Source organism: Lysinibacillus sp. 38-6 (assembly GCF_046245175.1).
Classification (GTDB): domain Bacteria; phylum Bacillota; class Bacilli; order Bacillales_A; family Planococcaceae; genus Lysinibacillus.
The window spans coordinates 903,844-919,624 of sequence record NZ_CP176417.1; the positions used below are offsets into that span (position 1 = coordinate 903,844).

General features: G+C 35.8%; 15 protein-coding genes. 13 read left to right on the forward strand and 2 right to left on the reverse strand.

The window, feature by feature from the left end; all coding sequences use genetic code 11:
* Nucleotides 1–127: 127 nt before the first annotated feature.
* The 13 genes from ACKVEV_RS04700 to ACKVEV_RS04760 all read left to right on the forward strand — a co-directional run bounded on the left by ACKVEV_RS04700 (nucleotide 128) and on the right by ACKVEV_RS04760 (nucleotide 13,669).
* Nucleotides 128–1,573: a diguanylate cyclase gene (locus ACKVEV_RS04700; RefSeq protein ID WP_409369254.1), complete on the forward strand. Its 1,446-nt coding sequence runs from the start codon at nucleotides 128–130 to the stop codon at nucleotides 1,571–1,573.
* Nucleotides 1,574–1,790: 217 nt separating this feature from the next.
* Nucleotides 1,791–2,306, forward strand: coding sequence for an RNA polymerase sigma factor (locus ACKVEV_RS04705; protein ID WP_409369255.1), 516 nt, complete (start codon nucleotides 1,791–1,793; stop codon nucleotides 2,304–2,306).
* Nucleotides 2,293–2,967 carry a TIGR04104 family putative zinc finger protein gene (locus ACKVEV_RS04710; RefSeq protein ID WP_409369256.1) on the forward strand — a complete coding sequence of 225 codons (675 nt, stop codon included), beginning with the start codon at nucleotides 2,293–2,295 and terminating at the stop codon, nucleotides 2,965–2,967. The genes ACKVEV_RS04705 and ACKVEV_RS04710 overlap by 14 nt, the downstream gene beginning before the upstream one ends.
* A gap of 117 nt (nucleotides 2,968–3,084) precedes the next feature.
* Nucleotides 3,085–3,636 carry a biotin transporter BioY gene (locus tag ACKVEV_RS04715; RefSeq protein WP_409369257.1) on the forward strand — a complete coding sequence of 184 codons (552 nt, stop codon included), beginning with the start codon at nucleotides 3,085–3,087 and terminating at the stop codon, nucleotides 3,634–3,636.
* An 11-nt stretch (nucleotides 3,637–3,647) separates the two neighbouring features.
* Entirely contained in the window at nucleotides 3,648–5,231 is a 1,584-nt protein-coding gene (locus tag ACKVEV_RS04720; RefSeq protein ID WP_409369258.1) for an amidohydrolase, read from the forward strand.
* Between the two features lie 587 nt (nucleotides 5,232–5,818).
* Nucleotides 5,819–7,591: a glycerophosphoryl diester phosphodiesterase membrane domain-containing protein gene (locus ACKVEV_RS04725; protein ID WP_409369259.1), complete on the forward strand. Its 1,773-nt coding sequence runs from the start codon at nucleotides 5,819–5,821 to the stop codon at nucleotides 7,589–7,591.
* A gap of 116 nt (nucleotides 7,592–7,707) precedes the next feature.
* Entirely contained in the window at nucleotides 7,708–8,649 is a 942-nt protein-coding gene (locus tag ACKVEV_RS04730) for a stalk domain-containing protein (RefSeq protein ID WP_409369260.1), read from the forward strand.
* A gap of 181 nt (nucleotides 8,650–8,830) precedes the next feature.
* Nucleotides 8,831–9,436, forward strand: a complete 606-nt coding sequence (locus tag ACKVEV_RS04735; protein WP_409369261.1) for a class I SAM-dependent methyltransferase — start codon at nucleotides 8,831–8,833, stop codon at nucleotides 9,434–9,436.
* Nucleotides 9,396–10,097: a response regulator transcription factor gene (locus ACKVEV_RS04740; protein WP_409369262.1), complete on the forward strand. Its 702-nt coding sequence runs from the start codon at nucleotides 9,396–9,398 to the stop codon at nucleotides 10,095–10,097. The genes ACKVEV_RS04735 and ACKVEV_RS04740 overlap by 41 nt, the downstream gene beginning before the upstream one ends.
* Nucleotides 10,094–11,182: a sensor histidine kinase gene (locus tag ACKVEV_RS04745; RefSeq protein ID WP_409369263.1), complete on the forward strand. Its 1,089-nt coding sequence runs from the start codon at nucleotides 10,094–10,096 to the stop codon at nucleotides 11,180–11,182. Before ACKVEV_RS04740 ends, ACKVEV_RS04745 begins: the two co-directional genes overlap by 4 nt.
* Before the next feature lie 213 nt (nucleotides 11,183–11,395).
* Nucleotides 11,396–12,046 (forward strand): TVP38/TMEM64 family protein, encoded by a 651-nt coding sequence (locus ACKVEV_RS04750; protein WP_409369264.1) that lies wholly within the window; start codon nucleotides 11,396–11,398, stop codon nucleotides 12,044–12,046.
* A gap of 105 nt (nucleotides 12,047–12,151) precedes the next feature.
* Nucleotides 12,152–12,730 (forward strand): histidine phosphatase family protein, encoded by a 579-nt coding sequence (locus tag ACKVEV_RS04755; protein WP_409369265.1) that lies wholly within the window; start codon nucleotides 12,152–12,154, stop codon nucleotides 12,728–12,730.
* A gap of 135 nt (nucleotides 12,731–12,865) precedes the next feature.
* Nucleotides 12,866–13,669, forward strand: coding sequence for a hypothetical protein (locus ACKVEV_RS04760; RefSeq protein ID WP_409369266.1), 804 nt, complete (start codon nucleotides 12,866–12,868; stop codon nucleotides 13,667–13,669).
* A 121-nt stretch (nucleotides 13,670–13,790) separates the two neighbouring features.
* Here the strand turns inward: ACKVEV_RS04760 and fumC are convergent, their stop codons facing one another.
* Together fumC and ACKVEV_RS04770 are read right to left on the reverse strand one after the other, a co-directional pair.
* Entirely contained in the window at nucleotides 13,791–15,179 is a 1,389-nt protein-coding gene (gene fumC / locus ACKVEV_RS04765; protein ID WP_409369267.1) for a class II fumarate hydratase, read from the reverse strand.
* A 290-nt stretch (nucleotides 15,180–15,469) separates the two neighbouring features.
* Nucleotides 15,470–15,688: a hypothetical protein gene (locus ACKVEV_RS04770; protein ID WP_409369268.1), complete on the reverse strand. Its 219-nt coding sequence runs from the start codon at nucleotides 15,686–15,688 to the stop codon at nucleotides 15,470–15,472.
* Nucleotides 15,689–15,781: the final 93 nt, after the last annotated feature.

Here is a 15,781-nt window from a genome sequence, read left to right on the forward strand (position 1 = left end):
GTAAATGTTCATTACGTTTTAGGTTAAATTACTCATTAATTGGAAAATAAATAAGGAGAAAGAATTGTAATATTTTATAAGCAAATGTAGTATTAAGGGAGTAGGAGATGAAAAAGGAGGGTGCGGTGTGGATTTACAAGAATTTGAAGAACTATGGATTACACTAAATGAATTATATAGTGCAAATCGCTATTTAGAATATATCGAGTTAAGTAGTGTTGCGATTGAAAGTGCTACTGCACTTGCATTGTATGATAAAGCAATGCATTTATTGCGCTACAGCTGTATCAGCTATTTTCAAGTAGGGGATTTGCAAATATCCATTAATTTACTAGAAAAATACCGCGAACTGACCTTTCTATATGGCAATGATATTGACGTTATTCAGTATTATTCACTCGCCTCCATCTATTGGGGAACTTTTGGGCATTTGAAAAAATCAGTAGAGCTTTTAATGAAGGGACTTGAGATTGCAGAACGTATACAACATATCGAAAGTTTAGGAAAAATCTATAATAATTTAAGTGGTATTGAAATTGAGCTTGGCCAATATGCAAAGGCAAAAAGCCTAGCATTAAAGAGCTTATATTATGCCAATGAATTTGAAACCCAACATGAGCACCCTTATAAAAGTATTATACATCCAAAAACCAACTTAGCGATTGCACATATTTGGTTGGAGGACTTGGAGCAAGCGGATGTCTTGATACAAGAGTTACTCATGACAATTAACGATCCACCTTATAATAAGGCGCAATTAGAAGTGTTCAATGCCCAAGCACTGTTATTTGAAAAACAAGGGCATCTTGGTCAAGCCATAGATATGTATCAAAAATCAAAGCATTATGCATTGCAAAACAATGACCTTTCATTGTTACAAACGATTTACAATTCATTGGTAAACCTTATCGAAGAGCAAGGCAATAAAATTATTTTGTGCGCCGTGCAAAAGGAATATATAAATATTTTACTAGAAATGCAACGAGAAAATTATACGCAAGAGTTATTCGAGATGGAGTATAACGATCAGAAAAAACAGTTTGAGCGAACTTCCTATATTGATCCGCTTACGAATATTTACAATCGTCGCTATTTTGATGAGAATGCAAAAGACATGGTGAAGCGTGCAGCTCATCATCATAAACTAGCTTTACTAATGATTGATTTAGATCATTTTAAATCTATCAATGATTCAAATGGTCATTTATTTGGTGATGATGCTTTAACGATGACAGCCACCACGTTGCAACAATTTTTTCAACCGTACGAATCCATTGTCGCTCGTTTTGGTGGAGATGAATTTATTGTGCTTATTCAGTTAAAACAAGAAGAATCAATCTCAAACATAGCTCAAAGTTTATATGATACATTAACGTCACTTGCGTTAACCGTCAATGATACGATTGTCCAGTTAGAGTTTAGTATAGGTGTCAGTACAAATGAGGATGGTCCCGTTACGAGAGTCGAACAATTAATTCATTATGCTGATGAAGCACTTTATACATCCAAACGTAATGGTCGTAACCAAATAACGTTCTATAACCAATATAGTGATGTGGGAAATAGTAAATAAAGGAAATTCGGGGAAGCTGACATATCTACCAATGATCCGTAACCTTAATTGGACATTGACAATGTAAGTTCTTATCTGTCAATGTCCAATCAAAGGAAGCGGATTTTTTGTACATAAAAATAATGGTCGGCCAACAAAAAAATAAGATAAATTTCATGAAAATGAATCGGAACTACTTTGCGTAACGTCTGTAGGTTAGAAAGAAGGTGAGGCCGCAATGGAGATAGAACAAATTATTGCAGAGCACGGGGATTATTTACTGAAAGTTGCTTACTTATACGTGAAAAATGAAGCAACAGCAGAAGATATTGTCCAAGATGTGTTTATTGCCTTTTATCAAAAGCAGCAGCAATTTCGCCAACAATCATCTTTACGTACATATTTGGTCAAAATGACGGTCAATCGCAGTCATGATTATTTACGCAGCTGGAAAAGAAAAAGACTGTCCTTATTTGAGAAAATGACAGGACGCTCAACGACCATTACGCCGGAAAAAGCCATGCTTGCTAAATCCACCAAACAGCAGCTAGTAGAAGCGTTATTCACGCTATCCGTGCAATACAGAGAGGTTTTGATACTCTATTATTTTGAGGACATGACAACAGTAGAGATTGCCAAGCTTATACACTGTCCTGAGGCAACAGTAAGAACGAGATTACAGCGGGCGAGAAAACAACTAGCAACGATAATCGCTGACGATGACTGGGAGGTGCTACGCTATGAATCAATTTAAAGAAAACGTCTTACATGAGCTACAGCATGTAAAGTTAACGGATGAAAAAAAGCAGCGGATTGCGCAAAAAGTGAGAAATAGAAGGAAACATAGAAGTACTAGCCAACGAACCTACCGAATCGTGCTGGCAACTTTTACGCTACTTGCTGTTGGTTTGAGTGCACTTATCGCACGCAATTCGCAACAGCGTACAGCAACGATGCAAGGAGCCGCAGTCCAGCATGACACAGGGCAATGGAGCTTTTGGTCGTACTTAGCGAATGATTGGGTGAAAGGAATGCTACTTCTCAGCTTTTTTGTCATAATTGCCATGATAATCAAACGTATATTGCGTAAAAAAGGCTATGGCTTGCCTGTATGTACTGCTTGTGGAGAAATCTGGTCTGCTAAACAAGCACGTAAACTTTACTGGAAAAATTATGGACAGCAAAATGCATGCCCGCATTGTAATAAAAAGCTCTATCGCACGCAAAAGTCAGCACAATTAGCCGGTATGCTCAATATGCCTATTCCATTTATGGTAATTGTGCTTCAAGCTTTTGATCAGTTTTTGATTGGCCTCGTTTTTTATATGCTAAGCAGCGTAATTTTTATATATTTATTAATACCTCATATAGTAAAATTACAAGAAAATGATCCTAGTAAGGAACCTCTTTGGTAGACTATAAAGAGCTCTTTTTATCTTATTTTGTCAAAATTGATTGACATCTGTTTTTATTTGCATTATCTTTTGGTTAACTTATTTTATAAATAGGTTAACTAAAAGGGGGATTTTCAATTGAGGAAAAGTAATACTTACAAATATGTATTAGCGGCGTTCGGAGCGGCAATTATCGCTGTTCTTGCACAGGTCACAATTCCGCTACCATTGATTCCAATTACAGGTCAAACTTTAGCAGTTGGCTTAGTTGTCACAATATTAGGTACAAAACTTGGTACACTTTCTGTACTTGTTTATATTTTACTTGGCACAGCAGGTCTTCCCGTATTTAGCGGAATGTCAGGTGGCTATGGCATTATCATCGGACCTACAGGGGGCTATATTGTAGGCTTCCTTGCAACAGCTGTATTAATGGGTTTATACTTAGATAAATTTGGCATTACCGTTGTACAAGCAGTGATTGCTAACTTAATAGGAATGGTTGTTACCTTGGCATTCGGTACGGCTTGGTTAAAAGTTGTTGGCGATTTAACATGGACTGCCGCATTTATGGGCGGTGCAGCGCCATTTATCATTGTTGGGATTTTAAAAGCAGTTCTGGCGGCATGGCTTGGTGTCATCGTTCGTAGACGCTTAGAAAGTGCACATTTAATTGAAGCAGTAGCATAGGGGGAAAATGGATGGCAACACTTTGGACAGGTGGAACAATTTATACGATGGAGCATGCGGGCGAAACAGTCGAAGCTGTTCTTGAAAAAGATGGACAAATCGTGGCGGTAGGTAGCGCTGAAAGTTTATTACCACAAGCTACAGAGGTCAGAGATTTACAAGGAAATGTCATGTACCCTGGTTTTGTCGATAGTCATTTACATATTATTGGCTATGGAGAAAAATTAATGCATATTGATGTTTCCAACGTGACGAGTAAGGAAGAGTTATTACATATTATTGCAAAACGTATGGAAGGTGTCTCTTCAGAGCAATGGATTGTTGCGATTGGTATGAATGAAACAGGCTATACAGAGCCGATTTTTCCAACTTTGTCGGAGCTCGATGCACTTGGTGAAGCCCATCTGATTATTAAAAGAAGTTGCCATCATTTAATTTTAGCGAATTCGAAGGCACTGGCATTTGCAAACATTACAAATGATACACCTTCACCAGAAGGCGGCATTATTGAAAAGAAGAATGGTCAATTAACAGGAGTGTTAAAAGATACAGCACTATATTTAATCGTTAATCATATGCCGTATTATACACCTGATTATATTGAAGAAGCGCTTCAAAAGTCTGTCGCATCACTTCAATCTTACGGCTTAGTAGGAGGGCATTCAGAGGATTTAAGTTATTTCGGTCCACCTAGTCAACCAATTAATGCCTATCGAAAAATAGTTGATGCACAACAATCCTTTAAAGTGCATTTATTACAACACCATACAGTTTTTGAGGAAGTTGCTTTATTAAATGAACAATCAACACGATATGTCCAATTTGGTGCAATGAAAATTTTTGTTGATGGTGCTTTCGGAGGGCGTACTGCGGCATTACGTGAGCCATATTGTGATGAGCCAGACAATAGTGGTATTCTTGTGCATTCAACAACGCAATTAGCGCACTATGTGCAATTGGCACGGCGCTATGGGCAAACCGTTGCGGTCCATGCTATAGGGGATTTAGCCATTGAGACGATTTTAGATATTTTTGCGGCAAATCCACCACAAGAAGGCCAATTGGACCGCTTAATTCATTGTAGCTTAGTGGATGAAGCGATTTTAGAGAAGTTAGCGTCATTACCGATTGCTGTTGATATGCAACCACAGTTTGTGCAAGGGGAGTATTTAGCAGAACTTGTGAAGTTAGGTGAGCAACGTTCACAAGGCTTACATCCGCTAAAATCGCTATTAGACCGCGGATTAATTGTAGCAGGTGGGAGCGATGCACCAATTGAAGTACCAAATCCACTATTCGGCATTTATGCCGCAGTGACAAGACGTAATTTTGGCGAAAGTCATGAAGGTTTTGGCCCACAGGAGAAAATTTCGCGCTTTGAGGCAGTGCGCCTGTATACAGTAGGATCTGCTGAAATTATTGGGCAAGAGCAGACAAGAGGTAAAATAAAAGAAGGATTTAGTGCTGATTTCACTGTATTCGAAGAAGATATTTTCGCTGTAGATATTGAAAAAGTACCACACATTCAAGTCGCTTATACAGTTGTGGATGGTCGTATTGTTTATGAAAAGACAAAAAATCGTTGTGAGGCTTAGCCTTACAACGATTTTTTTTGCTAGCAGGAGTGTCATTGAGCTAGCGACGTTCAGCTAGTTCTCGCACTTGATTCTCCAAATTGTTCATATGCATTGATCGTTCGTCTACTTGTTGTTGTAGCGTTGCTGGAGGAAGCGGAAGTGGGGTAGACCTTACTTTTTTAATTATATTTATCAGAAAGTAAAACATTGCGATAAAAATAACAAGCATAAACAAAGTACTAATAGTATCACCGATGTTAAAGTGCAACAAAGTTCCACCTTATGTTGTTTATAATACTTTATTTACTGTTGGGGTTCGTAAAATGTTTCAAATAATGGTATGCAGTGCTCGAAGTCATTTATCTTCTCACAAAAACAAGCATAAGCTAATGGGATATTTCTTTCTTTTGCTTCGCTTGAATAAAAGGTCGTCGGTTCTTAAATGACGCGTTCAACTTGGCTGTAGTCTCGAAAAATTAGGATAACCATTACGCTGAGGCAAAATGGAGGATATTTTTATTTTCAAGATAACTTGAAATACAAAAATTTTCATACGTTATAAGGAGAAATAGTGGAAACGGCTAGTACGCGACAGGGGTGAGATAATGAAAAAAGAGCACATAGTGCGACAAGCAATCTATTACATTTATAAATATCGCAACGACTATGTACGTGTTTTCATCTTGATTCGAATAGTTCAGTTTTTATTCGCCATTCTGGTGTCAACACTACTTTGGAGCATTATGCTCAACATAACGGGTTATACACGTATTACTGAACAAAATTTTCAAAGTTTTTTGGCGCACCCCTTTGTTCTAGGAATAATGTTAATGTTACTATTGGTCGTATTGCTCTTTACTTATTATGAGATGGGTTTCCTATTTGTCATGGCTTATCATCAGCAAAGAGGTATTCGCTATCGATTTATAACAGTTTGGCAACAACTCAATCGTAAGCTTATCTATTTTTTTAGCTTACAAGTCATTTATTTCATTGTTTACTTAATCCTATTGTTGCCGTTCGCATCGTTAGTATTTCCTCTTCCAATTATACAAGAGATACCTTTGTATCACTTTATGACAAATGACATTCTAAGTACACACTTAGGAAGAATAGTATACGTTGCTGTAGTGAGTAGTGTAGTATTGATAAGCTTCCGAAGTTTTTTGACATTAACGATTTTTACAATACAGCCGAAAATATCAATTGGTCAATCGTTTTTACAGAGCTGGCGCTTTTCAAAAAGGGGATTAATGAAGATACTCTTTTTACTTGCGCTTAATTTAACAGGTTATTTCGCGCTTTTATTAACAATTACCGTTGTCAGCATGTTACCTCTATTTTTGTTAGAGCGATGGATGCCAAGTGGTGCACTTGTAACGGCAGGGCTCACGTTCGCGTTTTTAGATTTGGTTTTTATCGGATTATTTAGTTTGTTGCAATCGATGTTTGCGCAAGTAATGGTTGCTTTTACGTATACTAGCCGTAATTTAGCAATACCCAAAAATACGTATAAGAGCAAACGCTTTAACGCTTTGCCAATCGTGCTTGGTGTTATTTTTTTCATTTTCAGCTTAATCAATATATACATGTTAGATAAAAGTGTGTATGCGCCCAATACTAAAATTATTGCACATCGGGGTTATACAGCCGGAAATATAGAAAACACGCTTAGTGGACTTGTTAGTGCGGCCAAAGCAGGTGCCGACCTCGTGGAAATAGATATTCAGCAAACAGTAGATGGAGAGTTTGTTGTATATCATGATCGTACATTAAGACGCTTAGCTGGGAAAAATGGCGTTATTGCAAACATGACACTTCGAGATTTAAAAACAATCCCGATTTATGACAATGGCATGACTGATAAAATTTCATCTTTAGATGAGTTTATTGAAATCGCGAAAGCACTTGATGTTACGCTGCTTATTGAATTAAAAGCGCACGGTAGCGAAAGGGAGGACTTATTGCCTCGATTAGTAGAAAAATTGCGTTATTATAAAGTGTTAGATACGTATTATGTGCAGTCCGCCAATGCGCAATTGATGACACAGTTAAAGACCATTACGCCTAACTTGCGTGTAGGTATTGTTTATGCTCTTAATATTGGAGCGACTGATGAGTTAACTGTCGATTTTATTGCACTTGAGGAATCATGGGTCAATGAGCGTTTAATGACCGAGCTAAAGAGACAGCATAAGGAATTATTTGTTTGGACTTTAAATAAAGATCGATCATTACAGGAATTTATTGCAAAAAATGTTTCTGGCGTAATTACGGATCATCCAGATATCGCCTTAGAGATAAGGTTAAAGCAAAGCGAACAACAATACTTTTTACAACGGGTAGCGGATCGACTTTCGTTTATTTTTAGCTCGTGAATGAATAAATATTGTCGAAAATGAAAAATATAAAAATAAATTGGTAATTATGTAACCTTTTTCTTTCAATAGCGACTACTTCTATGAATTCGTGAAATGAAGGAGATGTATTTTTTATGAAAATGACAAAGGTCGTACCATTTGCAATGACAGCATTATTATTAGGGAGTGTTGCCATTGCGCCGACAGCATCAGCAAACGAAGGAGAAGCAGTTGTGACAAATGCTACGCAACAAGAACAACAAAACCCACAAGTGCAGCCGACTTTTATAAAAGTAGCTGGTACAGTTGAAAATGTGGAAGAACGCAATAATGCGACTTATTACACAACGAAAGATGGAGAAAATACAAACGTTTTTGTCGTAAATAAGGACACGCTTATTTTTGATAATACAGGAAAAGAAGCAAAGCTCCAAAAAGGTGATAAAGTAACAGCTTATACGTACGCGAATAAGCCAATGTTGATGATCTATCCCCCACAATATAACACGGATGTCATTATTGTAGAAACCGAGGAAATGGGCAGTGCTACAGTAGACTTTTTCGACAAAGATTTAGTGAATACGGATAACTCATTAAAATTAAATGTTGGGAAAGAAACAAATGTTCAAAGCCAATCAGGTAAAGAAGTAACAGCTGAAGATTTAGTGGAGCAACATTTATTAGTGTTCTATACAATTACAACAAGAAGTATTCCAGCACAAACACCACCTACAAAAGTAGTTGTGTTGGATGCAACAGCTGAAGAGCAAGCGGAAGAAGCACAACCAGCTTCATTTGATGCAGCTATTGAAGAAATCATTAAAAGTGATTCTTATGATATAAATGGTACAACAATGGTGCCATTACGACTTATCGCAGAACAACTTGGCTTTAAAGTAGAATCAACAGGAACTGGTGCCATTGTTTCAAAAGGTGTGGTATCTTATACTATTACACGTGGTGAAAAAGCATACGGCTACAATAAAGCGCTACGTTATTTTGAAGAAGCACCTGCTTTATTAGAACCAACAAAAACATATGTACCTGTTGAATTTTTCGAAGAATTAATGCAATAACATAACGTAAACCCTTCCAAAGTACGCTGGAAGGGTTTTTTATTGTAGTTTAAAATCTGAATATTCAAAATTGTTTTGGTGCCAGGCACTTTCTTTAGGATTCTTAAGAATTTTCGGCATGTTCTCTTAAGGTTTGAATTTTAAAGTATGATTATCAATTCAAACCTAGAGGTGAAAAGTAGTGAAAAAGTTTTCTTTCTTATTTCAATTTATGGAGAATCCTAAAACGATTGGTGCCATTCTTCCAAGCTCAAGTTTTTTAGGTGATAAAATGATTGAAAAAATTGATTTTACAGAAGCAAATTATATAGTTGAATATGGCCCAGGTACAGGTGTTTTTACAGATAAATTGCTTTCCAAAAGAAATGGCAAGACAATTATTTTATTAGTAGAAAATAATATGAAATTTTATGCAATGCTTAAAGAGCGCTATAAAGGACATGATAATATATACATTAAATATGGATCTGCAGAAAATATTGAAACTTATTTGCAAGAGTATCATATTCCTTATGCTGATTACGTTATTTCTGGACTTCCATTTTCGAGTTTACCCAAAAAGATATCATGGGAGATTATAGACAACACAACAAAAATACTAAAAGATAATGGATTGTTCATTACATTTCAATATACAAAATGTAAAAAGGCATTCATAAAACAGTTTTTTGCCAAATTAGAAATAACAAGAGAATTTAGAAATTGGCCACCTGCTTACATTTTTAGCTGTACTGTAGCAAATAAACATGCGGAGGAAATCGTTGATGTCAAAAATACTAATTGTTGATGATGATAATGAGATAAGAAATCTTATTGCAGTATATTTAGAAAATGAAGGGCTGGAAACTGAAAAAGCAGAGGATGCAGTGGAAGCATTAAAAATGCTCGAAAAAAAAGAGTTTGACCTGATTGTTTTAGATATCATGATGCCGAAAATGGATGGTATCGAAGCATGCTTAAAGATTCGAGAGGAGCGGAGCATGCCGATTATTATGCTTTCAGCAAAATCAGAGGATATGGATAAAATTAAAGGGCTTGCTGCGGGTGCTGATGATTATTTATCTAAACCATTTAACCCATTAGAATTAATCGCTAGGGTGAAATCTCAATTAAGAAGGTATAAAAAATACAATACGGAAACAACTTTTGAAAAAAGTGTAATGGAGATAGGGGACTTAACAATCAATACAGATACACGTCAAGTTTGGATACAAAAGCAAGAAATTCGATTAACACCAAAAGAGTTCGATATTTTAGAACTTCTTGCTCGAAACAAAGGAATTGTCTTAAGTGTTGCAAAAATTTATGAAGCAGTTTGGAAAAATGACTTTTATAAGTCTGATAATACGGTTATGGTACACATTACAAAAATTAGAGACAAAATCGAGGACGATCCAAAACATCCAATTTATATTAAGACGATTTGGGGTGTAGGCTATAAAATATGAGAACGATTAAGTTTCGTAATAAACTTTCTTTTCAAATCCTAATGATGATTGTCATCAGTTTATTCGGCGCTATTTTTATGATGAGCATTATATCTAGACCTTTATTTGAATTAATTAGTATGATAATGAACAATAAAAATCTCAATGTATTGCAAGCAAGTGTGGCCTTTATTGGTTGGTTTTCTACTGCTATCGTAACTTTTGTTTTGATTTTTATTATGCTAATTAGGAAAAAAATAATGTATTTGAAGTTAATCTCCGATACCGTTCAACATATTGCAAGTGGAGAACTAGGACAAACAATTGAGATTAAAGGGAAGGACGAACTATCTCAACTAGCGATGAACATTAATTATATGTCGCAAGAGTTAGAACAGAAATTTATACATGAAAGACTCATGGAAAAAGAAAAAAATGAACTAATTACAAATATATCGCATGATTTACGTACACCATTGACGTCAATTATTGGCTATTTGAAATTATTAAAGGATGGTCAATATAAACATAAAGAACAGCTTCAGGAATACTTTGAAACGATTTATTCAAAATCTTTGAGATTGAAACATCTGATCGATGAACTGTTTGAATTTTCCCGTTTATCAAGCCCTGATGTAAAGTTAAATTTGAGCAATGTGGATATGGTGAGTTTACTACAGCAAATCGTAGGAGAGTATATTCCAATATTCGAAGAGGAACAATTGACTGTTCAAAATCTAATTACTGAGGAAGATATTCATGTCGTAATCGATATTGAAAAAATGGTTCGTGTATATGAAAACCTTTTTATAAACGCGATAAAATACAGCCAAAAACCATCAGAATTACTTATATCGTTTGAGGCTGAAGAAAATTCTGCCGTTTTAAAACTTTCAAACCAAGTGGAAAGCCCTCCGCTAGACAATATTAATAAAATGTTTGAACGGTTTTTTAGGGGAGACAAAGCGAGAATGGATGCACATGGTAGTGGTCTTGGGCTTTCTATTTCTAAAAGAATTATGGAACTGCATCATGGCGATATTTATGCAGAGTATAAAAATGGTTGGATCACTTTTACGGTCGTACTTCCTGTTACAAACAAATAATTTTAAACAATGACTAGAGATGTGTCTGGAACTAACGATACATTCTCTTTTTTTGTTCGATTCAATTGATCAGCACTGTGTAACACCTTTTATCATACATTGACATATGTATCCACATTGATTATCTTAAGAATCCTTAATGATTCACAGGTGTATTTCTTAATGTTTCATTTTTATTATGTATTTACCGAAAGTGTAAAGGAGCGTGAGGAAATGAGAAAGAAATGGACCATAATCGTCATTTGGATTTTAATCGTTTATATAGTAAAGCATTTTGATATCCTTTCACTGAATATGAGTACGTTACAGGATGTAGTTTCTAGCCATAAAGATTATGCATACTTGCTGTTTATTGGACTATGGCTCATTAGATTGATTGTACTTATTCCTGGTACAACATTCATGATCTTAGGTGGTCTTTGCTTTTCTCCAATGGAAGCCTTTTGTTTATCAACCGCTGGACTGCTCTTAAGTGAGACAGTAGTTTATAGCGTTTCAAAAAGTTTTGCTGAAGAAAAGGTGCATCAATATTTTAAAAAAAGATACCCCGAATTGAATGATTTATTACAAACTTACAATTATAAATTTCTAGCAATCGGGGTTATTTGTCCGATAGCGCCCGCAGATGTTATTTGTTTTTTATCAGCATCTGTAGGAATAAAATTTACAACGTACCTTTTGACCATTTTGATTGCGAGTACGCCCTTAAGGATATTGTATAGTTATATCGGAAATAACCTACATGATTATTCAATGGGGCTAGTAATCGTCATCGTATCATTTATACTGCTATTTGTAACATCAATAAAAATTTGGAATACATTAAAACAAAAACATATAGAGTTGCAACAATATTCTAGATGAGATTTCCTAAAAGCCTTACTGAAAGTTATTTTAGTAAGGCTCTTATGTCTTTAAATGAAATTACCTTTTTGTTACAATTAAGTCGAATTCACAAGGGGGAGTAATATGGAAACGACTATAATGATGATCAGACATGCTACATCACCATTTGTCCTGGGTGAAGAAAGGACAAGACCACTATCATTAAAAGGTGAAATGGACGCACATAAAGTTTCCGCATTATTGGCAGATGTAAAAATTGATGCAATCATTTCAAGTCCTTATAAAAGAGCGATTCAAACGATAGAGGACATTGCAAAACACCATCATTTAGAAGTACAAGTGATGGAAGCATTAAAAGAAAGAACATTAAAGGGGAATTATCGATTATCAGAAGAAGAAATTCATAAAGCCATTGAAAGCTCCTTTGAAGATGCTGACTTTTCATTACAAGAAGGTGAATCAGTAAACGATGTCCAAAATCGAGCGATTCCGGTTATTCATCATCTTCTAAAACAGTATGAAGGCAAGACAATCATTATTGGGACACATGGAAATGTTATGACAATCATCATGAACTATTATAATAAAGCGTATGGATATGATTTTTGGCAAAGCACTACAAAACCAGATATTTATAAACTGACTTTTTCAGGTGCTAATCTTTTAGATGTCCAACGACTATGGCAAGAATCAACTATTTGAAAATGAGGCATTTATTTTATGCAAGCATGGATGGCAAATCACGCTGTTTTTGATAGTTTTTTGACACCCTTCCTAACTATTGGTAAAATATTACGATATTACTAGAAATGAATAAAGCTTACTAGGAGGAGAATAGTGAAAAAATTTTTTATAATTTTACTTGGCGCATTTGTTTTACTAGGAGGAAATGTACCAACGTCCCAAGCGAAAGTGATTTATGATGGCGTAGAAATTGTCAAAGGGCAAACAGGGAAGTTAACGTTTTCTAAAGATGTAAAAGTGTATAAGAAAAATGCCAGTGGTCAGTTTGAATCGATGTTAGTTAAAAAGGGAAACTACTTCCGCGTATATAATATTGAGAAATATAGTGGGCAAACATATTATTGGATGAGCTCAGGATATCGTGTACAAGCAAGTAATTTAACAGTATTTAAGGCAATTCCATTTGAACAACGTGTACAATTTTATAAAAATCCTGCTTATATGTGGATAAATAGAGATAAACCGTTTTACTCATTTTATAATGAGAGTGATAGCTTGGCAACGCATGCTCACTCCTATTATACTTATTTGAATAAATGGGGTAATTTTATTTTTGAACATGGAGAGCTTGTCAATACGTATGATATGAGTTTTGTAGGTGGCGGTATTGAAAAGCGAACAATTGACCCAACGGATATTCAATTAATCGAACCGCAAGTGGTGAATAAGGAAACATTATTTAATGTCACAAAAGATACTGTACAGCATATCAAACCATATATAATTAATAATAACGATTACTATCAAAGACTTGCACGTCCATTACCAGCGGGTACGGTTCTGAAAAGTGCAGGTTTTAAAATCGGTAACTATTATGCGGTGACGTTTAATACTGATGCTGACCTTTACAGCATATTTTTCATTCCAGCAAGCTATGTAGTTGAACAGGCAAGTTAAATCGCTGATAGACTCAAAACAATCGCTAAAACAGCGTGAATCGCTGGTAAACTCAAAGTAACACGTCAATAAAAACATAAAAAGGCACCAAGAGTTCTAAACTTCTTGGTGCCTTTTGTATTTAGGCATTCGGATAAATCATTGTAGCTGGGTCAACATATTCATCGAACTGTTCTTCAGTTAATAAGCCTGAAGCAATGGCAGCTTCTTTTAACGTTGTACCTTCCTTATGGGCTTTTTTTGCAATTTTTGCTGCATTTTCATAGCCGATATAAGGATTTAAAGCAGTTACGAGCATTAAGGAGTTTTGTAAATTATGATCAAGCACCTCTTTGTTTGGCTCAATGCCAATAGCACAGTTGTCATTAAATGATTTCATCGTATCGGCTAGTAGACGAGTTGATTGTAAGAAATTATAAATGATGACTGGTTTAAAGACGTTTAGTTCAAAATTCCCTTGCGAAGCGGCAAAGGCAATCGTTGCATCATTGCCAACAACTTGCGTCACGACCATTGTCATCGCTTCACTTTGTGTTGGATTCACTTTACCTGGCATAATGGAAGAGCCTGGTTCATTTTCTGGAATAGTAATTTCACCGATACCAGAACGAGGACCACTTGCTAACCAGCGGACATCATTGGCAATTTTCATCAAATCGGCAGCGAGTGCTTTTAAGGCGCCATGTGCTACAACTGCTTCATCATGACTTGTTAGTGCATGAAACTTGTTAGCGGCTGATGTGAACTGTTTGCCTGTCAGTTCACTAATTTCAGCTGCTACGCGGTCACCAAATTCAGGATGTGCGTTAATGCCAGTTCCGACTGCTGTACCGCCAATGGCAAGCTCCTTCATATAATCTACATTATGTTTAATCATTTGTTCGGATTTGCCAAGCATGGCGGACCAGCCACTGATTTCTTGACCTAAAGTAAGTGGCGTTGCATCTTGTAAATGGGTACGACCAATTTTAATAATATCTTTAAACTGCTCAGCCTTGTCATCAAATGTTGCTTTTAATAAACGAAGGCGAGGAAGTAAATAATCTTCTACTTTTAGTACAGCTGCAATGTGCAATGCCGTTGGAAACGTATCGTTGGAGCTCTGTGATTTATTAACATCATCATTTGGATGAATGCGCTCAGCTTCACCAGCTTCCTGTAAAATTTGGTTCGCACGGTGCGCAATCACCTCGTTGACATTCATATTCGATTGCGTACCACTACCTGTTTGCCACACAACAAGTGGGAATTGATCATCCCATTGACCATTCAATATTTCATCTGCAGCTTGCACAATTGCATTTGCCTTAATATCCGAAAGCTTTCCTAGTTTGTTATTTGCAATGGCAGCACTTTTCTTTAAAATCGCCATTGCTTGAATAAGCTCGATTGGCATATGTTCTGTGCCAATTTGGAAATTTTCTTTACTGCGTTGCGTTTGTGCGCCCCATATTTTATGCGCAGGTACTTTAATTTCACCCATTGTGTCTTTTTCGATACGATAATCCATTTAGAACAGCTCCTTCAATGTATGTAATGAAAAAACGGATACTCTTAGTCTGATGTAAGAATATCCGTTTAATGCATGTTTATTTCAAAAAATAAGGGGGGATTCTGAAATAAACGAATAAGAAACAATCTATATGATAATGATAATTGTTATCATTTAAAAAGTCAATCAATCTGCTTACCATAGTAGAATTAAATGAGAATAAGTCGCAATATGTTCACAAAAAACGATGCTCTCGTTTTATTTACCCTTCCTGTCAGTAAATAAACTTATTTAGAAGAGGGAAGAAACTATCGTTTTTTCTTCCCAAGATCTTTCGTTAAAGGTTGCTTTTTTACAATTTTTTCAAACAGTACATTGACATGATAATGACGTTCATCCAGTTGGATAATGTCGACCACTTTCGCTTTTCGTCCTTTAAGTTGAATGTTTTCGTCAACAGTAGGAATTCGTACTAATAACTGATTTAAAATGGCAGTCTTATTTTCAAAAAAATGAACAACATGCATAGGCTCAAATCTCCTTATTCTGTATTTGAGTCAATTTATGAGGCGTAGTAGGAATATAGAACAGTTCCACAACACAACAAAAATAAGCCCCCA